The following is a 22,625-nucleotide window of genomic DNA, read 5'->3' as shown; positions in this document are numbered from 1 at the left end:
GAGGCCAGCATGACGACGGCGAACCGCAAGAAGATCCTGCTCAACGCGTTCAACATGAACTGCGTCGGGCACATCAACCACGGGCTGTGGACGCATCCGCGCGACCGCTCCGCGCACTACACCGATCTCGACTACTGGGCCGATCTCGCGAAGACGCTCGAGCGCGGCAAGTTCGACGGGATCTTTCTCGCGGACATCGTCGGCGTGTACGACGTGTTCGGCGGCGGCCCCGACGCCGCGCTGCGCGAATCGGTGCAGGTGCCCGTCAACGATCCGCTGCTGCTCGTGCCCGCGATGGCGCAGGTCACGCGGCATCTCGGCTTCGGCGTGACCGCGAACCTGACCTACGAGCCGCCTTACCTGTTCGCACGCCGCATGTCGACGCTCGATCATCTGACGAAAGGCCGCGTGGGCTGGAACATCGTCACCGGTTACCTCGACAGCGCCGCGCGCGGGATGGGCCTCGCGCAGCAGATCGGCCACGACGACCGCTACGAGCGCGCGGACGACTACATGGACGTCGTCTACAAGCTGTGGGAACAGAGCTGGGACGACGATGCGGTGATCCGCGACGCGCAGGCGCGCGTGTTCGCGCAACCGGGCAAGGTGCGGCGCGTGAAGCACGACGGGCCGTTCTATTCGATCGACGCGATTCATCTCAGCGAGCCGTCGCTGCAGCGCACGCCGGTGCTGTACCAGGCCGGTTCGTCCGCGCGCGGCGTCGAGTTCGCGGGCCGTCATGCGGAATGCGTGTTCGTGAACGGGCAAAGCAAGGCGGCCGCACGCGCGGCAGCGCTCGACATTCGCGCGGCGGCTGCACGGCAGGGGCGCGACCCGGCATCGATCAAGATCTTCGCGGGCGTCAGCGTCGTGACGGCCGAGACCGAACGGCTCGCACGAGAGAAGTTCGACGAATACCGGCGCTATGCGAGCCCCGAAGCCGGCCTCGCGCATTTCGCGAGCTCGACCGGCATCGACTTCGCGCAGTACGGCCTGGACGAGCCGATTTCGTACGTGAAGACCGATTCGATCCAGTCGGCCGTCGACGCGATCTCGCGCAAGAGCACGACCGGTACGTGGACCGTGCGCCGGATGCTCGAACAGATGTCGCTCGGCGGCCGCTATGCGCCGATCGTCGGCTCGCCGTCGCAGGTCGCGGACGAGCTGCAGTCGTGGATCGACGAGACCGGCATCGACGGCTTCAACCTGACGCGCACCGTGATGCCCGAGTCGTTCGCGGATTTCGTCGACTGGGTCGTGCCCGAACTGCAGAACCGCGGTGTCTACAAGGAAGACTACGATCCCGCGCCGACGCTGCGCGAGAAGCTGTTCGGCGCCGGCCCGCGCCTGCCTGCGTGGCACACCGGCGCGCAGCACCGGCCGGCAGCCGTATCCGAATCCGCGCATCCCGCGCATGCCTGAACGTGACGGAGCGAAGCGATGACGCAATTGTTCGATACGCTGGGTTTCATCGAGCCGTCGGCCGTGCTTGCCGGCGCCGCCGTAACGGCGCATGAGGAAGCGGGCGCGTTGGCCGCCGGCGGCGTGGCCGTGTCGCTGGAGCAGGTCGGCAAGGTATTCGCGACGCCGCGCGGCCAGGCCGCCGCACTGCGCGACGTGACGCTCGATGTGCGGCGCGGCGAGGTGTTCGGGATCATCGGCCGCAGCGGCGCCGGGAAATCGACGCTGCTGCGGCTCGTGAACGGGCTGGAGCGGCCGAGTTCGGGCCGCGTGCGCGTGCAGGGTGTCGACGTCGGCGCGCTCGACGAGGACGGGCTCGTTGCGCTGCGCCGCCGCACCGGCATGGTGTTCCAGCATTTCAACCTGCTGTCCGCGAAGACGGTGTTCGAAAATGTCGCGCTGCCGCTGAAGATCGCCGGCGTGCCGAAGGCCGAGCGCGTGCGCAAGGTCGAGGCGCTGCTCGATCTCGTCGGGCTCGCCGCGAAGCGCGACGCATACCCGGCGAGCCTGTCGGGCGGGCAGAAGCAGCGCGTCGGCATTGCCCGCGCGCTGGTGCACGATCCCGAGGTGCTGCTGTGCGACGAGGCGACGTCGGCGCTCGACCCCGAGACGACGCAATCGATCCTCGCGCTGCTCGCCGACATCAACCGCCGCCTCGGGCTGACGATCGTGCTGATCACGCACGAGATGGAGGTGATCCGTGCGGTGTGCGACACCGTTGCGGTCATCGAACAGGGTGAAGTCGTCGAAACGGGCCCCGTGTGGCGCGTGTTCGGCGATCCGCGCCACGGCGCGACGCGCGCGCTGCTCAGCACGCTGCAGCACGACCTGCCGGCCGAGCTGGCCGCGCGCGTGCAGCCGCTGCCCGAGCAGGCCGCGCTGCCGGACGGCGCGCAGGTCGTGCTCGACGTCCGCTATACGGGTGAAAGCGGCGGCGAGCCGGACGTCGGCGCGCTTGCGGCGGCGCTCGGCGGCTCGGTGCGATTCCTGCACGGCGGGATCGAGCGCATTCAAGGCCATGCGCAGGGGCGGCTCGTGATCGCGGCCGCGCCCGGTGTGGACGATACCGGCACGCAGCACGCGCGCGGCGCCGTTGCCGCGCTGCTCGATCGCGCACGCCGCCATGCGAATCACGCGGAGGTGCTCGGCTATGTTTGAGCTCTGGTGGCCCGAACTGCTCGACGCGATCCGCGACACGCTGTCGATGGTCGCCGCGTCGGCCGTGATCGCGGCGCTGATCGGCATCCCGCTCGCGGTGATCCTCGTCACCACCGCGCCGGGCGGCATCTACGCGCGGCGCGGCGTGAACGCGGTGCTCGGCGCGCTCGTCAACGTGTTCCGCTCGACGCCGTTCATCATCCTGCTCGTCGCGCTGCTGCCGTTCACGCGCGTGCTGATCGGCACGACGATCGGCGTGTGGGCGGCCGTCGTGCCGCTGTCGATCGCCGCGATCCCGTTCTTCGCGCGGATCGCCGAAGTGAGCCTGCGCGAAGTCGATCGCGGGCTGATCGAGGCCGCGCTCGCGATGGGCGCGAAGCGCCGCCACATCGTGTGGCACGTGCTGCTGCCGGAGGCGCTGCCCGGCATGCTCGGCGGCTTCACGATCACCGTCGTCGCGCTGATCGGCTCGACCGCGATGGCGGGCGCCGTCGGCGCGGGCGGGCTCGGCGATCTCGCGATCCGCTACGGCTATCAACGTTTCGACACCACCGTCATGGCGACCGTGATCGTGATCCTGATCGCGCTCGTCTCGGCCGTGCAAATCACGGGCGACCGCCTGGTCCGACGCGTGACCCGGCGCACCTGAGCGACGCCACGAGCGTCCGCTCGTTTCATTCCTGATCCTGAGAGAACGATACCCATGACCTTGCCCATCGGCGCGCCGCGCGAATGGAACGGAGAATTCGAGGAAGCGCTGTTTCTCGACGTGGCGCGACGCCATCGTCCGGGCTTCCCGGCCAAGCTCGCCACGCCGCCGCGCGAGCCGCGCAACGACGACGAGCTGGCCGCCGTCGCCGACTACTACACGAAGATGGCGTCGCACGACCTGTTCATCGTGCAGGTCGTCGCGAAGGCGATCGACACGCTGTTCCGCGACGATCCGCATTTCCAGCTGATCCTGTCGCGCCAGCTCGGCGACGACGGCGCGCACGCCGTGATCGGCCGCGAACGCGTGACCGAACTGACGGGGCGCGATCCGCTGCCGGAAGTCGACCGGCTCGTCGCCGCGCACTGGGCGCGCATCGGCGACATCGCGGTGCGCGACCTCGCGGGTTTTCTCGCGTTCGAATGGCATTACGAGCTGCATATCCTCGCGAAGCTGTGGATCCAGCGCAAGACCGGCCGCATCGGCGACAGCGCGATGCGCGAGCACGGCGAGAACCGGATCCGGCCGGACGAGGAATGGCATCGCGTGCAGATCGTCCAGTGGTGGTTCGACACGCTGAAGGCGTTGCCGCCCGCCGAGCGCGACGCGCTGATCGATCGCGTGATCGCGGCCGACGAGGAAACGCAGGCGCGGCTCGACGGGTATCTGCACGACGAGTACGCGCACACCGCGCACGTGTTCGGCGCGGATATAGCCGAATACCGCGCGATCTATGACGACTGGCGGCGCGAGATCCTGGCGCGGCTGACCGGCCGACGGATCGATGCGCTGGTGCCGCTGTCGGGCGAAACCGTTGAACAGGACGCTGTCGCATGAACGATCCCCGCGGCCCGGCGACCTTCGCGCCGGATACCGACACGCCGGCCGTCGACCGCGAGGCGCTGGCGCGCGCGATCGACGCGCTGCGCGTGACCGCCGCCGCGCGCGACCGCGCGGGCGGCCACGCGGCGCAGGAGAAACAGTGGCTTGCCGATGCGGGCTTGCTGACGCTCGCGGTGCCGCGCGCGTTCGGCGGGCAGGAAGCGGCGTGGCCCGCGATCTACGACGCGATCCGGCAGGTCGCGCGCGTCGACAGCGCGCTCGCGCATCTCGTCGGGTTCCAGTGCCTGCAGGTCGTGAGCGTCGACGTGTGGGGCAGCGCCGCGCAGCGCGAACGTTACCTGCGCGGCACCGTCGACGCGCGCTGGTGGTGGGGCAATGCGGTCAATCCGCTCGACACGCGGCTCGTGGCGACGGCGACGCCCGACGGCGGCTACCGGCTCGACGGCGTGAAGGGCTTCTGCTCCGGCACGCGCGGCTCGCAGCGGATGACGGTGTCCGCGCATGATCCGGCAACCGGTCGCACCGTGTTCGGCGTCGTGCCGACCGACCGTCCGGGGATCACGGTCAACGAGGACTGGGATCCGGTCGGCCAGCGCCAGACCGACAGCGGCAGCGTGCGCTTCGACGGCGTGACGCTCGCGCCGGACGAGGTGCTGCACCGGTCCGAGGCGCCGCCGACGCCGCGCGCGACGCTGCGCACGCTCGTGTCGCAACTCGTGCTGACGAACCTGTTCGTCGGGCTGGCGGAAGGCGCGCTGGCCGAGGCGCGCGATTACGTGCGGCAGCATGGCCGCCCGTGGATACACGCGGACGTCGCGCAGGCGGAAGACGATCCGTACACGCTGCAGCGCTTCGGCGACATGCGCGTGCGGGCGATTGCCGCGGCAGTATTGGCCGATCGCGCGGCCGAGGCGTTGCAGCGCGCGTGGTCGCGGCAGGACGCGCTGACGGCCGACGAACGCGCCGAAGTGGCGCTTGCGGTATCGGAAGCGAAGATCGTCGCGCAGCGCGCGGCGCTCGACAACGGCGAAGCGCTGTTCGATGCGTGCGGCGCGCGCGCGACGGCCGCGTCGCTCGGCCTCGACCGCTTCTGGCGCAATGCGCGCACGCATACGCTGCACGATCCGCTCGACTACCGGCTGCGCGATGTCGGCCGGTTTGCGCTGACCGCGGAACTACCGCCGGCGTCGCTCTATACGTAAGCGAGCGCGCGTTCCGTCATTGATCGCCGGGCGGCGGGCCGTCCGGCGCGACGGTAGCGGTAGCGGGCGCAGGCCCGGCGGCCAGCGGTGAGCTGCTGTCCGTCCCGGCGCGCTTGTACGACGCGAGTTCGTTCGAATAGCGTGCCGTCCGCACGCCGTTCGTGTCGTAGTACTCTTCGACCGACTTGACCCAGCGGCCGACCGCCGGCACGTACCAGAACGCCTTGTAGGTCTTGCCGGTCCCTTCCGCCGTCCCGTTGTTGTGGCTTTGCATCACGATCGTCGACCCGCCCGCGTTGCGGGACACGCCGGACGTGACCGACTGTCCCGGCGCGGCTTGCGCCTTCCACGTGCCTTCTGCCTCGATCTTGATCGCGTCGAACTTGCCGCCCGTCACGGTGACGGTTTCGGGGCCGACGACCTTGTAACGCGTGTCGTACGCTTCCGACGCATGCTGCGGATTCGGGTGCGATTCGCTGTACTTGACCGTCCAGGTCTTGCCGGCCGTCAGCGGAAACGCCATCGGGCGGTTCACGACGGTTTCGGTGCCGTTGACGCTGCGCGAACGGCTCCAGTCCGAGTCGACGATCAGTTCGCGCGGCGCCTGCGTCGCGCCGCTTTGCTGCGTTTCGATGTAGATGTGGTCGGACGTGGTGCGCTGCACGGAAATCTGGTCGCGCGTCTGGCGCCAGCCGTTCGGGCCGATTTCGACGGTATTGATGTAGGTCCAGGTATCGCCCGGCTTCAGCGCCGGGGCCGCGATCGACTGGGCCAGCACGATGCCGGGCAGCATCGCGCAGAGTGACAACACGGCAAGGTTTTTCTTTTTCATGATGGGGTGTGGGCAGCCTGCGGTCTCGCCGCAGAGCTTATCAAGCACACCTTTCATTCGGCATGACATGCGTGGTGCCGCCGCCGCCTTCCGCTCGCGTCGAACCGGTGCTCGACGGGATCGTGAATCGCGCGCCGTGCAAGCGGCGTGCTGGACGCGCGGAATGATATGTTATATCGTTGCGATACAATATATCATTCTCTCCTCAACGTCCTCTTCCGGAATCGCCCGATGAGTACCGCACTGCCTCCCTCCACGCGGCTTCCCGTGACCGTCCTGTCCGGCTTCCTCGGCGCGGGCAAGACGACACTGCTCAACCACATCCTCAACAATCGCGAGGGCCGGCGCGTCGCGGTCATCGTCAACGACATGTCCGAGGTCAACATCGATGCCGCGCTCGTCCGCGACGGTGGCGCGGGCCTGTCGCGCACCGACGAGAAGCTGGTCGAGATGAGCAACGGCTGCATCTGCTGCACGCTGCGCGAGGATCTGCTGATCGAGGTCGACCGGCTCGCGCGCGAAGGGCGCTTCGACCAGCTCGTGATCGAATCGACCGGCATCTCGGAGCCGCTGCCGGTGGCCGAGACGTTCACGTTCGAAGGCGAGGACGGCCGCAGTCTCGGCGAAGTCGCGCGGCTCGACACGATGGTGACGGTGGTCGACGCATTCAATTTCCTGCGCGATTACGCGTCGCGCGACAGCCTGCAGTCGCGCGGCGAATCGATGGGCGACGAGGATGCGCGCACGGTCGTCGATCTGTTGATCGACCAGATCGAGTTCTGCGACGTGATCGTGGTCAACAAGATCGACCTGATCGACGCCAGTGCGCGCGAGCGGCTGATCGCGCTGCTGCGCGGGCTGAACCCGCGTGCGCGGATCGAGATCGCCGAATTCGGCAAGGTGCCGCTCGAGCGTGTGCTCGATACGGGCCTGTTCGATTTCGACGAGGCGTCGCGCGCGCCGGGCTGGTTGCGGGAGATGCGCGGCATGCATACGCCGGAAACCGACGAATACGGGATCCGCAGCTTCGTCTATCGCGCGCGGCGGCCGTTCCATCCGCAGCGCTTCTTCGATCTCGTCGAAAGCGAATGGCCGGGCGTCGTCCGCTCGAAAGGGTTCTTCTGGCTGGCCACGCATCCGACCGTCGCCGGGTCGTGGTCGCAGGCCGGCGCGGTCGCGCGGCACGGGCCGGCCGGCCACTGGTGGGCGGCCGTGCCGCCCGAGCGCTGGCCGCAGGACGCCGAAGCCGTCGCGCAGATCCGCGCGCGCTGGGACGAGCGCGTCGGCGACGCGCGCCAGGAGCTCGTGCTGATCGGCATGGACATGGACGAGCCCGCGCTGCGCGGGCGCTTCGACGCGTGTCTCCTGACCGACGCCGAGATGGCCACCGGCCCCGAGCACTGGACCACGTGGGACAGCCCGTTTCGCGACTGGCCCTGACCTGAACGCGCGCTTCCTGCATCGATCCGGATGGAGAAGGCGCGCCACCGGAATCCGAGCATGAATGCAGTCCTTCCCGATGTTTCCCTGACCGATGCGGCGCCGGGCCGCCGCCCGCTCGAATGGGTCGGCATGCAGGGCATCGACCTGCCCGTGACGGTGGCCGAACCCGGCTGCCGGTGCGACGTGCATGCGCGCGCCGACGTCCAGGTCGATCTGCCTGCGCCGGATGTGAAAGGCATTCACATGTCGCGGCTCTACTGGCTGCTCGACTGGCTCGCCGACGGCGAAGCGCTGTCACCGGCCGGTCTGCGGCGCGTGCTGCGTGCGATGGTCGACAGCCATCGCGACTGCGACACGCGCAGCGCGCGTGTGCGGCTGCGCTTCGATCTGCTGGCCCGCCGCACGGCGCTCGTGACCGAGGGGCTGGCCGGGTGGAAGGCGTACCCGGTTCAGGTCGATGCGACGCTTGCGGGCGACGCGTTCGAGTTGCGCGCGCAAGTGACGGTTGCCTATTCGTCGACGTGTCCGTGCTCGGCCGCGTTGTCGCGGCATTGGATCGAACAGGCGTTCCTGACGGCGTTCGACCGCGAGGCTCGTGTGGCGCCGGCGGCGGTTGCCGCATGGCTGAAACAGCATGCGACCCTGGCCACGCCGCACAGCCAGCGCAGCGAAGCCGTCGTCAGCGTGGCGCTGCCCGCCGATGGCGCGACGCTGGGGCTGATCGACCTGATCGATCGCATCGAGCACGCGCTCGGCACGCCGGTGCAGACGGCCGTCAAGCGCGCGGACGAGCAGGCGTTCGCGGTGCTGAACGGCGGGAACCTGATGTTCGTCGAGGACGCCGCGCGCCGGGTACAGGCTGCGCTGGAAAGTCGTCACGCACACCCGCGCGTTCACGTGCGCCATCTGGAAAGCCTGCATCCGCACGATGCGGTGGCCTGGGCCGCACCGGTTCGCGAAGGCGCCGACGCATGCTGATCCGCAAGCTGTTCCGGTTCGAGAATGCGCACGTCGTGCGCGGCTGCAGCACGCGGCGCTGCTCGCATTCGATCCACGGTCATTCGTACCGCGTCGAGCTGCTGCTCGAAGCGCATGCGCTGGATCACGGGCAGATGATCTACGACTTCGGGCTGCTCAAGGGCGACGTGCGCGACCTGATCGATGCGTTCGACCATGCGGTGACGCTGTGGTCGAACGACGATCCGCGCTACGTCGAAAGCATGCGCAGGCATTCCGAACGCTGGGTGTCGCTGCCCGTGTCGCCGAGCGCCGAGCAGTTCTCGCGTGTGCTGTTCCGGCTCGTCGATGCCGCGTTGTCGTGCACCCGCATGTCGAACGGCGAAGCCGACGTGCGGCTGCATTCGGTCATCGTTCACGAGACCGAGACCGGCTACGCGCAGTGTTTCCGTGACGACGCATTCAACCCGCGCATGGGTCGCATCGACCTCGATGCGATCGTGTTCGCACCGGCCATCGTCGCGCAGTGGCGCGATCCGGGCCTGTTCGAGCGGCTCAGGCGCGGCCATCTCGTTTCCCAGAAGGAATCCTCATGATCCGCAAGAACCCGCGCGGCGACCTGCCGCAGATTCATCCGAACGCGTTCGTCGATCCGACCGCCATCCTGTGCGGGCTCGTGATCGTCGAGGAGAACGTGTTCATCGGTCCGTACGCGGTGATCCGCGCCGACGAAACGGATGCCGACGGCCAGATCGCGCCGATCGTGATCGGCGCGCATTCGAACATCCAGGACGGCGTCGTGATCCATTCGAAGTCGGGCGCGAGCGTGACGATCGGCCGTCATACGTCGATTGCGCATCGCGCGATCGTCCACGGGCCGTGCAAGGTCGGCGACGGCGTGTTCGTCGGGTTCAACAGCGTGCTGTTCAACTGCACGATCGACGACGGCTGCGTCGTGCGCTACAACGCGGTCGTCGACGGCTGTCACCTGCCGCCCGGCTTCTACGTGCGTTCGACCGAGCGCATCGGGCCGGAAACCGATCTTGCCGCGTTGCCGCAGGTCACGGCCGACGCGAGCGATTTCTCCGAGGACGTCGCGCGCACGAACAATGCGCTGGTGCTCGGCTACAAGCACATCCAGAACGAGTTCTGAGTCATGGGCGAGTGGATGCGACGTGAAGCAACCGACGTGCCGAAGCGCCGCCACGTCGACCTGCTCGTGCATGGCGGCGCGGTGATGACGCCCAACGGCGCCGAACGGATCGACGTCGCGTGCGCGGATGGCCGCGTCGTCGCGCTGGGTGCACTGCAGGGCACCTGGAGTGCCGACGTCGTGCTCGATGCGCGTGGACTGCATGTGCTGCCGGGCGTCGTCGACAGCCAGGTGCATTTTCGCGAACCGGGGCTGACGCACAAGGAGACCATCGAGGCCGGCACGCGCGGCGCGGTGCTCGGCGGCGTCACGACGATCTTCGAGATGCCCAACACGCATCCGCTGACGTTGAGCGGGCAGGATCTGCAGGCGAAGCTGGACCTTGCACGCGGCCGTGCGTGGTGCGACTACGCGTTCTACATCGGCGGCTCGGCCGTGAACGCAGAACGGCTGCCGGACCTCGAGCGCCTGCCCGGCTGCGCGGGCGTGAAGGTGTTCATGGGGAGTTCGTTCGGCGATCTGCTGGCCGACGACGAAACCGTGTTGCGCCGGATCCTGCGCAACGGGCGGCGGCGCATGGCCGTGCATGCGGAGGACGAGGCGCGGCTGCGCGAGCGCAAGGCGATCGTGGAAGCGAGCGGCGACGTGCGCGACCATCCGCGCTGGCGCGACGAGGAAAGCGCGCTGAGCGCGACGCGGCGCATCGTCGGGCTGGCTGCCGAGACCGGCCGCCGGCTGCACGTGCTGCATGTGTCCACGGCGGACGAGATGGCGTTTCTTGCGCAACATCGGCGGCGCGTGACGGTCGAAGTCACGCCGCACCACCTGAGCCTGCATGCGCCCGATTGCTACGAGCGGCTCGGCACGTTCGCGCAGATGAATCCGCCCGTGCGCGAACGGCATCATCGGGATGCGCTGTGGCGGGCTGTCCGCGATGGCGTGGTCGACGTGATCGGCAGCGATCATGCGCCGCATACGCGTGACGAAAAACGCCGCCCGTATCCGCAGTCGCCGAGCGGGATGACCGGCGTGCAGACGCTGTTGCCGCTGCTGCTCGACCACGTGCATGCGGGCCGGCTGAGCCTCGAACGGCTGGTCGACCTGACCAGCGCCGGGCCGGCGCGCATTTTCGGCATCGAAGGGAAGGGGCGCATCGCGCCGGGCTACGACGCCGATTTCAGCATCGTCGACCTGCGCGCGCGGCGGATCATTCGCGACGACTGGATCGCCAGCGTGAGCGGCTGGACGCCTTACGACGGATGCGCGGTCACGGGCTGGCCCGTGCATACGGTTGTGCGCGGGCAGGTCGTCGTGAGAGACGGTGCGCTGAACGGGCAGCCGGCCGGGGAGGCCGTGACGTTTCTGGACACCTAGATCGGCAGGCGAACCGTCTGCTTGATGCGCTTCAGCGGAATCTCGGTCTCGACGTTGCGGACGCCTTCGATCTGCGTGAGCGTCTCCATCTGGAAGCGTTGGTAATCGTCGAGATCCCGCGCGATCACGCGCAGCAGATAGTCGTAGCTGCCGGCCATCAGGTGGCATTCGAGCACTTCGGGCGCCTGCTCCATCTCGCGCGCAAAGCGTTCGACGGTCGTCTTGTCCTGGCGCTCCAGCGTCACGCGCACGAACGCGGTGAATCGCAGGTCGACGGCGGCGGGATTCAGCAGCGCGACATACGCGTCGATCACGCCCTGTTCCTCGAGCAGATGCACGCGGCGCAGGCAGGGGGTGGCCGACAGCCCGGCCTGTTGCGCGAGTTCGGCATTGGTCTGGCTCGAATTCTGTTGCAGCGCACGCAGAATGCGCCGGTCGATCGCGTCCAGTTTGATTGGCATTTTTGACTATCGAATCCGTTGATACTGGAGAATAGCTCCAAATCACCTCTCTCAAGTAGCCAAATTCGCATCCAATCTCCACGGAAGGGCGCCGATAATCTGACCACCGGCCGGGCGATTCCCGCCCGTCGGCGATCCCGTTCAGGAGCTCTCCCATGTCGCATCTATCCTGGCTACCGTTCATCGCAACGTCGCTTCTGATCATCGTCACGCCGGGCCAGGACATGGTTCTCGTGATGTCGCGCACGCTGTCCGGCGGCACGCGCGCGGGCCTCGTGACGGCCGCGGGCGTCAGCGTCGGTCTGCTCGTGCATACGATGCTCGCGACGCTCGGGCTGGGCGCACTGCTTCAGGCATCCGAATGGCTGTTTACGGCGCTGAAGGTGATCGGCGCGGTGTACCTGCTGTATCTCGGCATCACGCTGTTGCGCTCGTCGGGTGAACTGACGCTCGCGAGCAGCAGCAACGGCGGCGCGCAGGCATCGCGGCTTCGCACGTTCGCGCAAGGCGCGTTGTCCAACGTGTCGAATCCGAAGGTCGCGCTTTTCTATCTGGCGTTCCTGCCGCAATTCGTGCCGGCGGGCGCCGCACATCCGATGCTGTCGCTGTTCGTGCTGGGCGCGACGTTTGCCGGCCTGACGTTTCTCGTCAAGGGGCCCGTCGCGTTGTTCGCCGGCCTGCTGTCGGCGTCGATCCGCCGCAACCCGCGCATCCTGACGCGCATGCATCGCGTCAGCGGCGTGGTCCTGCTGGGGCTTGGCGTGAAGCTGGCGCTCGAGCGCCGCTGATCGCCGTTACCTCGACGCGTGCCGCCGGCGCAATGGCGCCGACAGCACGCGTTACTGTGCCGGCAATGCGTCCGCCAGCGCCCGCATCGCGTCCACCGTGTCCGGATTCGCCGGAAAGAACGCCTCGATCGCGAGTTCCGACAGCGTCACGTCGACCGGCGTGCCGAACACCGTCGTCGTGCTGAAGAACGTCAGTTCGCCGGCCGCGGTGCGCAGCCGCAGCGGCACGGCGATATCCGCGAAATCGGCGCGCGCCGGCGGGTCGTCGGGCTGGCCGGCCGGCGCCGGATACGCGGCGAGCTCGTCGCGCAGCGCATGCAACGTGCGGTCGCCGCTCGCATCGATCTGCCGTTGCAGCCGATGCAGGATGTGCGCGCGCCATTCATGCCAGTTGACGATCTGCGGCGCGAGGCCGTCCGGATGCAGGCTCAGCCGCAGCACGTTGACGGGCGGCTGCAGCAGCGCCGGATCGGCCTGCGCGACCAGCGCGCCGAGCATCCGGTTCGCGGCGAGCAGCGTCCAGTGGCGGTCCACTGCGAGCGCCGGGTACGGCTCGTGGCCGCGCAGCACCGCTTCGACCGCGTGGCGCGCGGCATCGAGCTGCGGGTCCGAAAACGGCCGTTCGCGAAACAGCGGCGCGAAACCGGCCGCGACGAGCAGCGCATTGCGTTCGCGCAGCGGCACGTCGAGGCGCTCGGCGAGATGCAGCACCATGTCGCGGCTCGGCTGCGCGCGGCCCGATTCGACGAAGCTGAGGTGGCGCGCGGACACTTCCGCGTCGAGCGCGAGCGCCATCTGGCTCAGGCGCCGGCGTTGCCGCCACGTGCGCAGCAGCGGGCCGATGCCGGACGCGCGGCCGGCGGACGGAGTGGGCGAATGGAGGGCGGCGGTCGGGTTCATGATGCCGATGATAGGCAATCCCGCGCGCCTTGGGCATTACCTGCCAGGTAAGCATCGCGCTGCTCCCCGGGCGCGGGCGAGTCGCGGCGCTGCGTTACCATGACGACCGTGCCAACTGAGAGGCGGCACCGGGCCAGCGAGACCACGCATGGGCCGGTTGCCGTGCACATTCACAACAAGGCATTCCAGGGGAATCCAACAATGAAAAAACTTGCCGTCCGGCTCGCCTGCGTGGCGACGCTCGCACTTGCCGCGACCAGCGGCCACGCGCAGACCGAAGCTGCGCAGGTGGAAATGAGGGCCGCTGCCGCGGCTGCCAACGAAGCGGTCGTGAAAGGGCCGACCGACATCGACGTGAAACACGAAGCCGTGCTGAAGCTGAAGGCCGGCGAGTCGTTCGTGCCGGCCGCGGAAGCCGGCCGCTACCTGCGCTCGATGGGCAACTCGATCGACGAATCGAAACTGGTCGGCCTCGTGCTGCCCGACGACCCCGACGCCGACTGGATTTCCGTCGTGTCGTTCGAGCCGAGCGGCTATATCCGCGACGACGACGCAAAGGACTGGAAGCCCGACGAACTGCTGAAAAGCCTGCAATCCGGCACCGAGGAAGACAACCCCGGGCGCAAGGAGCGCGGCCTGCCGGAAACCGAAGTGGTCGGCTGGGCGAAGGCTCCCGCGTACGACGCGGCCACGCACCGGCTCGTGTGGTCCGCGATCATCCGCGACAAGGGCGCGGCGCCGAACGCCGAGAACGACGGCGTGAACTACCGGACGCTCGTGCTCGGCCGCGACGGCTACCTGTCGCTGACGATGGCGTCGACGCTTGCCGACCTGCCGAAATACAAGGCGTCGGCCGACGACCTGCTGTCGAACATCCGCTTCAACGACGGCAAGCGCTACGCCGACTTCAACAAGTCGACCGACCACGTTGCCGAGTACGGCCTCGCGGCGCTGATCGTCGGCGTCGGCGCGAAGAAGCTCGGCCTGCTCGCGCTGATCGGCGCGTTCGCGGTGAAGTTCTTCAAGATCGGCGCGGTCGCGCTGCTGGCCGGCGGCGCGGCGCTCAAGCGCTTCTTCGGGCGCAAGCCGAAGCCGGCCGCGGTGCCGGCCGTCGCCGACGCGTCCGACGCAGCCGTCACGGAGCGCAAGGAATGACGAAGCTGTTGCTGCTGATCTTCGGCGGCCTCAAGCTTGGCAAGGTGCTCGTGTCGGCGGGCACCATGCTCGCGTCGATCGCGGTCTATGCGCTGTTCTACGGCTGGCGGTTCGCGGCCGGTTTCGTCGCGCTGCTGCTGGTGCACGAGGCCGGTCACTACATTGCCGCGCAGCGGCGCGGGCTCGACGTCGGGCTGCCGACCTTCATTCCGTTCGTCGGCGCGTGGATCCAGTTGAAGGAGCTGCCGCACGATGCGGAAACCGAGGCGTACGTCGGGCTGGCCGGGCCGTTTGTCGGCACGCTCGGCGCGCTGGCCTGCTACGCGGCCGCGCGCCACTACGACAGCAACCTGTTGCTCGCGCTGTCGTATACGGGTTTCTTCCTGAACCTGTTCAATATGATTCCGCTGTCGCCGTTCGACGGCGGGCGGATCACTGCGGTGCTGTCGCCGCGCATCTGGTTCGCGGGCGTACCCGTGCTGATTGCGCTGTTCGTGTATCGCCCGAGCCCGCTGCTGATCGTGATGGCGATCCTCGCGCTGCCGCAACTGCGGCGCGCATGGCGCTTCGATCCCGACGCGCCGGAGAACCGCGTGTACTACGCGACGTCGGTCGAGACGAAGACGACCTACGCACTCTGCTACGTCGGCCTGCTCGCGTTTCTTGCGCTGATGACGTCCGGCGTGCACGACATGCTGAGCGTCGCGCATTCGTCGACCTGATGCAAGAACGGCGGCCGCGTGAAAGCGGCCGCCGTTCCTTGGGAGGTCGATCCTCAGGCGTCGCGATGACGCAATTCGACGCGTTTGATGTCCTTCACGATCACGAGATAGCTGAACACGGTGACGAGCGCATTCAGCCCGACGAACACGAGCGCGCCGTTGAACGAGCCGCTCGCGCCGACGAGGTAGCCGATCGCGATCGGCGCGATGATGCCCGCGGTATTGCCGAACATGTTGAACAGGCTGCCCGACAACCCGATCGCTTCCTTCGGCGCGGTGTCGGCGACGACGGCCCAGCCGAGCGAGCCGATTCCCTTGCCGAAGAACGACACGGCCATCAGCACGATCACGAGCACTTCGCTGTCGACATAGTTGCAGCCGATGATCGCCATCGACAGCGCCATCCCGCCGACGATCGGAATCTTGCGCGCGAGCGTCAGCGACACGCCGCGCCGGATCAAACCATCCGACAGCAACCCGCCGAGTACGCCGCCGAGGAACCCGCAGATCGCGGGCAGCGACGTCATGAAGCCCGCCTTCAGCAGCGACATCCCGCGTGCCTGCACGAGGTAGATCGGGAACCAGGTGAGGAAGAAGTACGTGAGCACGTTCACGCAGTACTGGCCGAGGTACACGCCGATCAGCATCCGGTTCGACAGCAACTGGCGCACGTAGTACCAGCCGGCGACGCGGCTGCCCTCCGCGCGCGTGCCGTCGGCGCCGCGCACCGTCGAGCGCACGAGCCCGCCGCCCTGTTCGATATGGTCGAGTTCCGCACGGTTCACGGCCGGATGGTCGGCCGGGTCTTTCATGACGCGCAGCCACAGGCACGCGAGCGCGATGCCGGCCAGGCCGAGCCACAGGTACACCTGGTGCCAGCCGTACGCATGCGTGAGCCATGCCATCAGCGGCGAGAACACGACGGCCGCGAAGTACTGCGCGGCATTGAAGATCGCCGACGCGGTGCCGCGCTCGGCGGTCGGGAACCAGCTTGCGACGACTTTTGCATTGGCGGGGAACGCGGGCGCTTCGGCGATGCCGACCGCGAAGCGCATCGCGAACAGCGCGGCGACCGCGAACGCGGCGCTGCCGCCGAGGCCGATCGTGCTTTGCAGCAGCGTGAACGCCGACCACAGGAAGATGCTCGCCGCGTACACGCGCCGCGCGCCGAAGCGGTCGAGCAGCCAGCCGCTCGGCAGTTGCGCGAGCACGTATGCCCAGCTGAACGCCGAGAAGATGTAGCCCATCGTCACCGGATCGATGCCGAATGCCTTGCGGATCGGCGTGCCGGTGATCGACAGCGTCGCGCGGTCCGCATAGTTGAGCGTCGTGACGACGAACAGCATCGCCAGGATCCAGTAACGCACGGCGGTCCGGCGCGCGGTGCGCGCGAGGTCGAGCGGAAGATCGCGAGGGGTGGTCTGATTAGGCACTTTAATGTACGTCGTCGTATGACATGAGCCGAAGTTTATGAGCAATGCCCGGACGCAGAAACCTCGGGTTTTCCCTCTGGAAGATCCCGTGAGACGGTTAATATTTCGCGGTTAGACTGACCGGGTAAGGATCTCGAGCCTATCGGCAGTTGCCCGGCCGGTGGTCCAAAACATGAAATGATGTCGGCAGACATCGTATCTGTTGGGCTACAATGGGCAATCCATTCCCGAACCACGGAGCACACCCCATGCAACTGACAGGAGAGATGCTGATCGGCGCCGACGCGGTGGCCGGCTCGGCCGGAACCTTGCGCGCGTTCGACCCGACGAAGGGCGCGCCGATCGACGCGCCGGCATTCGGCGTCGCGACGCAGGCCGATGTCGACCGCGCGTGCGAACTCGCGCGCGACGCGTTCGATGCGTACCGCGCGCAGCCGCTCGCGGCCCGCGCGGCGTTTCTCGACGCGATCGCCGATGAAATCGTCGCGCTCGGCGACGCGCTGATCGAGCGCGCGCACGCCGAAACGGGCCTGCCCGTCGCGCGGCTGCAGGGCGAGCGCGGCCGCACCGTCGGCCAGCTCCGGCTGTTCGCACGCGTCGTGCGCGACGGGCGCTTCCTCGCCGCGTCCATCGATCCCGCGCAGCCCGCGCGCACGCCGCTGCCGCGTTCGGACCTGCGCTTGCAGAAAGTCGCGCTCGGGCCCGTCGTCGTGTTCGGCGCGAGCAACTTCCCGCTCGCGTTCTCGGTGGCCGGCGGCGATACCGCGTCGGCACTCGCGGCCGGCTGCCCGGTGATCGTGAAGGCGCACGAGGCGCACCTCGGCACGTCCGAACTGGTCGGCCGCGCGATTCGCGCCGCCGTCGCGAAAACCGGCATGCCGGCAGGCGTGTTCTCGCTGCTGGTGGGCCCCGGCCGCGTGATCGGCGCGGCACTCGTCAGCCATCCGGCGGTCCAGGCTGTCGGCTTCACCGGTTCGCGGCAGGGGGGCATGGCGCTTGTGCACCTCGCGAATGCGCGGCCGCAGCCGATTCCCGTCTACGCGGAAATGAGCAGCATCAACCCGGTCGTGCTGTTCCCGGCCGCGCTTGCCGCGCGCGGCGACGCGATCGCGACGGGCTTCGTCGATTCGCTGACGCTCGGCGTCGGCCAGTTCTGTACGAACCCGGGCCTCGTGCTGGCGATCGACGGCCCCGATCTCGACCGCTTCGAAACCGTCGCCGCGCAGGCGCTCGCGAAGAAGCCGGCCGGCGTGATGCTCACGCGCGGCATTGCCGATGCGTACCGCAACGGCCGCGGCAAGCTGGCCGAACTGGCGGGCGTGCGCGAAGTCGGCGCGGGCGAGGCGGCGCAGACCGAATGCCAGGCGGGCGGCGCGCTGTACGAAGTCGCCGCGCAGGCGTTCCTGGCCGAGCAGGCGTTCAGCCACGAGGTGTTCGGGCCGGCGTCGCTGATCGTGCGTTGCCGCGATCTCGACGAAGTCGCGCGCGTGCTCGACGCGCTCGAAGGCCAGCTGACCGCCACGCTGCAGATGGATGCCGACGACAAGCCGCTCGCACGCCGTCTGCTGCCGATCCTCGAACGCAAGGCCGGGCGTCTGCTCGTCAACGGCTATCCGACCGGCGTCGAGGTGTGCGATGCGATGGTGCATGGCGGCCCGTTCCCCGCGACGTCGAACCCGGCCGTCACGTCGGTCGGCGCAACGGCGATCGAGCGTTTCCTGCGGCCCGTGTGCTACCAGGATTTCCCGGACGACCTGCTGCCCGACGGGTTGCAGGACGGCAATCCGCTGGCGATTCCGCGTCTGCGGGACGGGAAGGCGGAATAACGGGAGGCAGCCCGTCGCCGAGCGCCGGGCTGCTCGCCGGATGAGCGAAAGCGGAGGCGGCCGGCAGGTCGCCTCCGCTTTTTTCAGGGTGCCTTTCGCGTCGCCGGAATTTCTCCTACAGTAGCGATGCCTCGGGCCGCCCGGCCCGCAGGCGAGCCTGAGAGACCGACAAAAGACGACGAGGGAACCCTCCAATGAACATCAACAAGCGTGGCGATCACCTGTTCGCGGCCGGATTGTGGAAAGCGATCGGCGACGTCGCGACATCCGTGCGCACCCAGATCGGCCAGTACAGCGAAGGGCGCGTGCTCGCGAACGCGCTGCAGGAATTCCAGCGCGACCTCGGCGGCAGCGAATTCGACGTAACGATCAACCAGGGGCGGCTCGTCACGGGCGCCGACGCGCATTCGCTCGCGTTCGGACAGGCTGTCCGCCGTTTCCGGCAGGACATGGAAGCGCTGGTGTTCGCGCTTCAGTACCGGCGCGGCATCGACGAACGCGACCCGGGCCTGCGCACCGAGGCGCTGACGCAGGCGAACAGCCAGCTCGCGACCGCGAAGCAGTCGGCTACGATCACGGTCGGCCGTTTCTTCGATGCGGTCGTCGACCGCGACGTGCTCGGGCAGATCCTCGACGGCGAATCGAATTCGCGCGCACGGACGGGCGCGCAGGGCCAGATCGAGGCGACACGGGTGAAGCTGGGGAACGTGCGCTACCGGATCGTCGGGATCATCGCGCAGATGTGACGGCGACGGCATGCATCGCGGCGGATGCGTGCGTCATTGCGGAAAAGAAAGGGAAGGCAACAAACGATCGCGGCCGGCGAGTGCCGGCCGCGATGCAGGATTGCCGGCCGCGGCGCCGATGAACGTCCGCGCCGCCGGCGAACCTCGCTTACTGCGGGCCCATCTTCTTGATCAGCACGTCGAGCTCGGCCGCTTCTGCGTCGGTGAGGTCGATGAGCGGCGCACGCACCGGTCCCGCGTCGTGGCCGACGAGCTTCGCGCCCGCCTTGACGATGCTGACCGCATAGCCCGCGCGGCGGTTGCGGATCTTCAGGTACGGCAGGAAGAAATCGTCGATCAGGCGGCCGACCGTCGCGTGGTCGTCCTTTGCGATCGCTTCGTAGAATTCCATTGCCGTCTTCGGGATGAAGTTGAACACGGCCGACGAGTACACCGGCACGCCGAGCGCCTTGTACGCGGCGGCATAGACTTCCGCCGTCGGCAGGCCGCCGAGGTACGCGAACCGGTCGCCGAGGCGGCGGCGGATCGTGACCATGCTCTCGATCTCGCCGACGCCGTCCTTGAAGCCGATCAGGTTCGGGCAACGGTCGGCGAGGCGCTCGAGCATGTCGGCGTTCAGCTTCGAATTCGCGCGGTTGTACACCACCACACCGATCTTCAGCGCGCGGCACACCTGCTCGACGTGCTCGGCGATCCCTTCCTGGCTCGCTTCGGTCAGGTAGTGCGGCATCAGCAGCACGCCGCTCGCGCCGAGGCGCTCGGCTTCCTGCGCATATTCGATCGCGACGCGCGTCGCGCCGCCCGCGCCGGCGAGGATCGGCACCTTGCCCTTGCAGGTTTCCGTCGCGACGCGGATCACGTCCGAATACTCGCGCTGCGTGAGCGAGAAGAATTCGCCGGTGCCGCCGGCCGCGAACAGCGCGCTCGCGCCGTACGGCGCCAGCCATTCCAGGCGCTCGGCGTAGGTGGTCGGGCGGAAGCTGCCGTCGGCGTCGAAATCCGTCAGCGGAAACGACAGCAGGCCGTGGGAGATGATCTGTTTGAGTTCTTGCGGTGAAGTCATGGTTGGGGTCGTCCGTCTAGCGCGAGTGCTGGGTTCGTCGGGAACGGCATACGAGCCGAATTGGCGATGTCGTTGTATGTCATCGTACAACGAGGGGAAGGGTGGCGCAAGCGGTTTGCTGGCCGATCAAGGGTAGGGTCTTTCCGGATAAGGGTTTACGTAGCATCGCCGGTTGAGGTTGAATGTCGTATGATGACTAACAATATGGCCGATTGCCTTCAGGAATTGCAATGACTGCTTCCCCTCTCTACATCCGCGTGCACCCGGACGACAACGTTGCGATCGTCGTCAACGACGGCGGCCTGCCCGAAGGTGCGACGTTCGCCGACGGGCTGACGCTGTGCGAAGGCGTGCCGCAAGGGCACAAGGTCGCGCTCGTCGATCTCGCGGCCGGCGACCCGATCGTCCGCTACAACGTGGTGATCGGCTACGCGCTGACCGACCTGCGGCGCGGCAGCTGGGTCAACGAGCGCACGATGCGCATGCCCGAGCCGCCGGGGCTCGACGACCTGCCGCTCGCGACGCGCGCCGCGCCGCCGCTCGAGCCGCTCGAAGGCTATACGTTCGAGGGCTTCCGCAACGCCGACGGCTCGGTCGGCACGCGCAACATCCTCGCGATCACGACGACCGTGCAGTGCGTGTCGGGCGTCGTCGAGCATGCGGTGAAGCGGATCAAGGACGAACTGCTGCCGCGCTACCCGAACGTCGACGATGTGGTCGGGCTCGAGCACACGTACGGCTGCGGCGTCGCGATCGACGCGCCCGACGCCGACATCCCGATCCGCACGCTGCGCAACATCAGCCTGAATCCGAACTTCGGCGGCGAAGTGATGACCGTGAGCCTCGGCTGCGAGAAGCTGCAGCCCGAGCGCCTGTTGCCGCCCGGCGCGATTCCGGTGACCGCCGACGGCGCGGCCGGCAACGGCGGCGTCGTGTGCCTGCAGGACGCCGCGCACGTCGGCTTCAACTCGATGATCGACTCGATCATGAAGATGGCCGAAGCGCATCTCGAGCGGCTGAACCGCCGCCGCCGCGAGACGTGCCCGGCGTCGGATCTCGTCGTCGGCGTGCAGTGCGGCGGCAGCGACGCGTTTTCGGGGCTCACCGCGAACCCGGCCGTCGGCTTCGCGGCCGACCTGCTCGTGCGGGCCGGCGCGACGATCATGTTCTCGGAAGTGACCGAAGTGCGCGACGGCGTCGCGCAGCTCACGTCGCGTGCGGCGAACGAGGACGTTGCGCGCGAGATCATCCGCGAGATGGACTGGTACGACCGCTACCTGCAGCGCGGCCGCGTCGACCGCAGCGCGAACACGACGCCCGGCAACAAGAAGGGCGGCCTGTCGAACATCGTCGAGAAGGCGATGGGGTCGATCGTGAAGTCGGGCAGCGCGCCGATCGCCGGCGTTGTGCGTCCCGGCGATCGCGCGCGGCAGAAGGGGCTGCTGTACGCGGCGACGCCCGCGAGCGATTTCATCTGCGGCACGCTGCAGCTCGCGGCCGGGATGAACCTGCACATCTTCACGACGGGCCGCGGCACGCCGTATGGCCTCGCGCAGGTGCCGGTGATCAAGGTTGCGACGCGCAGCGATCTCGCGCGCCGCTGGCACGACCTGATGGATCTCGACGCGGGGCAGATCGCGACCGGCGCGGCGACGATCGAGGACACGGGCTGGGAACTGTTCCGGCTGATGCTCGACGTCGCGAGCGGCAAGCGCCGCACGTGGGCCGAGCAATGGAAGCTCGCGAATGCGCTGACGCTGTTCAATCCGGCGCCGGTGACCTGATACGCGCCGGCGTGGCAGCAGGACGGTGCGGGCGCCTTCGGGCGCCCGTTTTCATTGCGGCGCGCCGCCGCGGCCGCCGATCGTCACTCGCTGCCGATCGGCAGCGACAGCCCCACCTTCACGCGCGACATCACCACCATCGTCTCGAAGTGACGGATGTTGTGGTGCTGCCGGAACACGCGCGTGGAAAATTCTTCGTAATGGTCGATGTCGCGCATCGCGATCATCAGCACGAAATCGGCACGGCCCGTCACCACGTAGCACTGCATGACTTCCGGCAGCGATTTCAGGAACCGCTTGAATTCGTCGAGCAGGTCGACGCGTTCGCGCTCCACCTGGACGAGCACTAGCATGGTCAGCGGGAGGCCGACCTTGTTCGGATCGACGACGGAAACGTCCTGCTGGATATAGCGCTCGTCGCGCAGCCGCTTCACGCGGCGCAGGCACGCGGGCGGGCTCAGACCGATCTCGGCGGCGAGTGCCTGGTTGGTGATCTGGTTGTCGTGCTGGAGACGGGCGAGGATCCGCAGATCGAAGTCGTCGAGCGGCGCGGCAATGGAATTCATCGGATTTCCTTTCGGGAGAAAAAACGAAACAAATTCACGCATGGAGCCG

At 68.1% G+C, this 22,625-nt stretch carries 22 protein-coding genes; 16 read left to right on the top strand and 6 right to left on the bottom strand.

Annotated elements, in window-relative coordinates; genetic code table 11:
- The first annotated feature begins 9 nt into the window (after positions 1-9).
- Genes OHZ10_RS32900 through OHZ10_RS32880 form a run of 5 tightly spaced genes read left to right on the top strand, consistent with a single transcriptional unit; the run spans position 10 to position 5,373 of the window.
- Positions 10-1,422: an LLM class flavin-dependent oxidoreductase gene (locus OHZ10_RS32900; RefSeq protein ID WP_342705414.1), complete on the top strand. Its 1,413-nt coding sequence runs from the start codon at positions 10-12 to the stop codon at positions 1,420-1,422.
- An 18-nt stretch (positions 1,423-1,440) separates the two neighbouring features.
- Positions 1,441-2,619, top strand: coding sequence for a methionine ABC transporter ATP-binding protein (locus tag OHZ10_RS32895; protein WP_174993714.1), 1,179 nt, complete (start codon positions 1,441-1,443; stop codon positions 2,617-2,619).
- Entirely contained in the window at positions 2,612-3,268 is a 657-nt protein-coding gene (locus tag OHZ10_RS32890) for a methionine ABC transporter permease (protein WP_152849614.1), read from the top strand. Before OHZ10_RS32895 ends, OHZ10_RS32890 begins: the two co-directional genes overlap by 8 nt.
- Before the next feature lie 54 nt (positions 3,269-3,322).
- Entirely contained in the window at positions 3,323-4,165 is an 843-nt protein-coding gene (locus tag OHZ10_RS32885; protein ID WP_342705412.1) for a hypothetical protein, read from the top strand.
- The gene (locus OHZ10_RS32880) at positions 4,162-5,373 is read left to right on the top strand and encodes an acyl-CoA dehydrogenase family protein (RefSeq protein ID WP_342705411.1); all 1,212 of its coding nucleotides are present in this window, start codon (positions 4,162-4,164) and stop codon (positions 5,371-5,373) included. The genes OHZ10_RS32885 and OHZ10_RS32880 overlap by 4 nt, the downstream gene beginning before the upstream one ends.
- Positions 5,374-5,389: 16 nt before the next feature.
- On the opposite strand, the gene OHZ10_RS32875 is transcribed toward OHZ10_RS32880, so the two are convergent.
- On the bottom strand, positions 5,390-6,205 hold the full coding sequence (locus OHZ10_RS32875; RefSeq protein ID WP_342705410.1) for a hypothetical protein: 816 nt from the start codon (positions 6,203-6,205) through the stop codon (positions 5,390-5,392).
- 231 nt (positions 6,206-6,436) lie between these two features.
- Between OHZ10_RS32875 and zigA the strand changes: the two genes are divergently transcribed.
- From zigA to OHZ10_RS32850, 5 genes are read left to right on the top strand one after another with little or no spacing between them, the layout of a single operon-like run.
- On the top strand, positions 6,437-7,645 hold the full coding sequence (gene zigA / locus OHZ10_RS32870; RefSeq protein WP_174993710.1) for a zinc metallochaperone GTPase ZigA: 1,209 nt from the start codon (positions 6,437-6,439) through the stop codon (positions 7,643-7,645).
- Between the two features lie 60 nt (positions 7,646-7,705).
- A complete protein-coding gene (gene folE2, locus OHZ10_RS32865; RefSeq protein WP_342705409.1) occupies positions 7,706-8,626 on the top strand; it encodes a GTP cyclohydrolase FolE2 in 921 nt (306 codons plus the stop codon).
- The gene (locus OHZ10_RS32860; protein ID WP_174993708.1) at positions 8,620-9,201 is read left to right on the top strand and encodes a 6-pyruvoyl trahydropterin synthase family protein; all 582 of its coding nucleotides are present in this window, start codon (positions 8,620-8,622) and stop codon (positions 9,199-9,201) included. Before folE2 ends, OHZ10_RS32860 begins: the two co-directional genes overlap by 7 nt.
- Entirely contained in the window at positions 9,198-9,758 is a 561-nt protein-coding gene (locus OHZ10_RS32855) for a carbonate dehydratase (protein ID WP_059238830.1), read from the top strand. Before OHZ10_RS32860 ends, OHZ10_RS32855 begins: the two co-directional genes overlap by 4 nt.
- Positions 9,759-9,761: 3 nt before the next feature.
- Positions 9,762-11,132, top strand: coding sequence for a dihydroorotase (locus tag OHZ10_RS32850; protein WP_174993707.1), 1,371 nt, complete (start codon positions 9,762-9,764; stop codon positions 11,130-11,132).
- Here the strand turns inward: OHZ10_RS32850 and OHZ10_RS32845 are convergent.
- Positions 11,129-11,593, bottom strand: a complete 465-nt coding sequence (locus OHZ10_RS32845) for an Lrp/AsnC family transcriptional regulator (protein WP_059238833.1) — start codon at positions 11,591-11,593, stop codon at positions 11,129-11,131. The two genes, OHZ10_RS32850 and OHZ10_RS32845, sit on opposite strands and share 4 nt — an antisense overlap.
- Positions 11,594-11,748: 155 nt before the next feature.
- On the opposite strand from OHZ10_RS32845, the gene OHZ10_RS32840 reads away from it, so the two are divergent.
- Positions 11,749-12,381, top strand: coding sequence for a LysE family translocator (locus OHZ10_RS32840; RefSeq protein WP_256087135.1), 633 nt, complete (start codon positions 11,749-11,751; stop codon positions 12,379-12,381).
- Positions 12,382-12,432: 51 nt separating this feature from the next.
- Here OHZ10_RS32840 and OHZ10_RS32835 read toward each other — a convergent pair whose 3' ends face one another.
- Positions 12,433-13,281, bottom strand: coding sequence for a helix-turn-helix domain-containing protein (locus OHZ10_RS32835; protein WP_059238837.1), 849 nt, complete (start codon positions 13,279-13,281; stop codon positions 12,433-12,435).
- A 201-nt stretch (positions 13,282-13,482) separates the two neighbouring features.
- Between OHZ10_RS32835 and OHZ10_RS32830 the strand changes: the two genes are divergently transcribed.
- Positions 13,483-14,436 (top strand): DUF2167 domain-containing protein, encoded by a 954-nt coding sequence (locus OHZ10_RS32830; protein WP_059238839.1) that lies wholly within the window; start codon positions 13,483-13,485, stop codon positions 14,434-14,436.
- Positions 14,433-15,158, top strand: a complete 726-nt coding sequence (locus OHZ10_RS32825; protein WP_174993704.1) for a site-2 protease family protein — start codon at positions 14,433-14,435, stop codon at positions 15,156-15,158. The genes OHZ10_RS32830 and OHZ10_RS32825 overlap by 4 nt, the downstream gene beginning before the upstream one ends.
- A 53-nt stretch (positions 15,159-15,211) precedes the next feature.
- Here the strand turns inward: OHZ10_RS32825 and OHZ10_RS32820 are convergent, their stop codons facing one another.
- Positions 15,212-16,591 carry an MFS transporter gene (locus OHZ10_RS32820; RefSeq protein ID WP_342705408.1) on the bottom strand — a complete coding sequence of 460 codons (1,380 nt, stop codon included), beginning with the start codon at positions 16,589-16,591 and terminating at the stop codon, positions 15,212-15,214.
- Between the two features lie 248 nt (positions 16,592-16,839).
- Here OHZ10_RS32820 and OHZ10_RS32815 point away from each other — a divergent pair, with 248 nt between their 5' ends.
- Both OHZ10_RS32815 and OHZ10_RS32810 read left to right on the top strand, forming a co-directional pair.
- The gene (locus OHZ10_RS32815; protein ID WP_174993702.1) at positions 16,840-18,417 is read left to right on the top strand and encodes an aldehyde dehydrogenase (NADP(+)); all 1,578 of its coding nucleotides are present in this window, start codon (positions 16,840-16,842) and stop codon (positions 18,415-18,417) included.
- A 194-nt stretch (positions 18,418-18,611) separates the two neighbouring features.
- Positions 18,612-19,163: a hypothetical protein gene (locus OHZ10_RS32810; RefSeq protein ID WP_256087137.1), complete on the top strand. Its 552-nt coding sequence runs from the start codon at positions 18,612-18,614 to the stop codon at positions 19,161-19,163.
- Positions 19,164-19,311: 148 nt separating this feature from the next.
- On the opposite strand, the gene kdgD is transcribed toward OHZ10_RS32810, so the two are convergent.
- Positions 19,312-20,226 (bottom strand): 5-dehydro-4-deoxyglucarate dehydratase, encoded by a 915-nt coding sequence (gene kdgD / locus OHZ10_RS32805; protein WP_174993700.1) that lies wholly within the window; start codon positions 20,224-20,226, stop codon positions 19,312-19,314.
- A 230-nt stretch (positions 20,227-20,456) separates the two neighbouring features.
- On the opposite strand from kdgD, the gene garD reads away from it, so the two are divergent.
- Positions 20,457-22,010, top strand: a complete 1,554-nt coding sequence (gene garD / locus OHZ10_RS32800; RefSeq protein ID WP_342705407.1) for a galactarate dehydratase — start codon at positions 20,457-20,459, stop codon at positions 22,008-22,010.
- 83 nt (positions 22,011-22,093) lie between these two features.
- Here garD and OHZ10_RS32795 read toward each other — a convergent pair whose 3' ends face one another.
- Complete coding sequence (locus OHZ10_RS32795; protein WP_342705406.1) at positions 22,094-22,576, bottom strand: Lrp/AsnC family transcriptional regulator; 483 nt, start codon at positions 22,574-22,576, stop codon at positions 22,094-22,096.
- Between the last annotated feature and the right edge of the window lie 49 nt (positions 22,577-22,625).

The sequence above is a fragment of the Burkholderia arboris genome, assembly GCF_038723655.1.
Lineage (GTDB): Bacteria > Pseudomonadota > Gammaproteobacteria > Burkholderiales > Burkholderiaceae > Burkholderia > Burkholderia arboris.
Note: the sequence above shows the minus strand (reverse complement) of the source record. Positions and strands in the feature narration are given on the sequence as shown.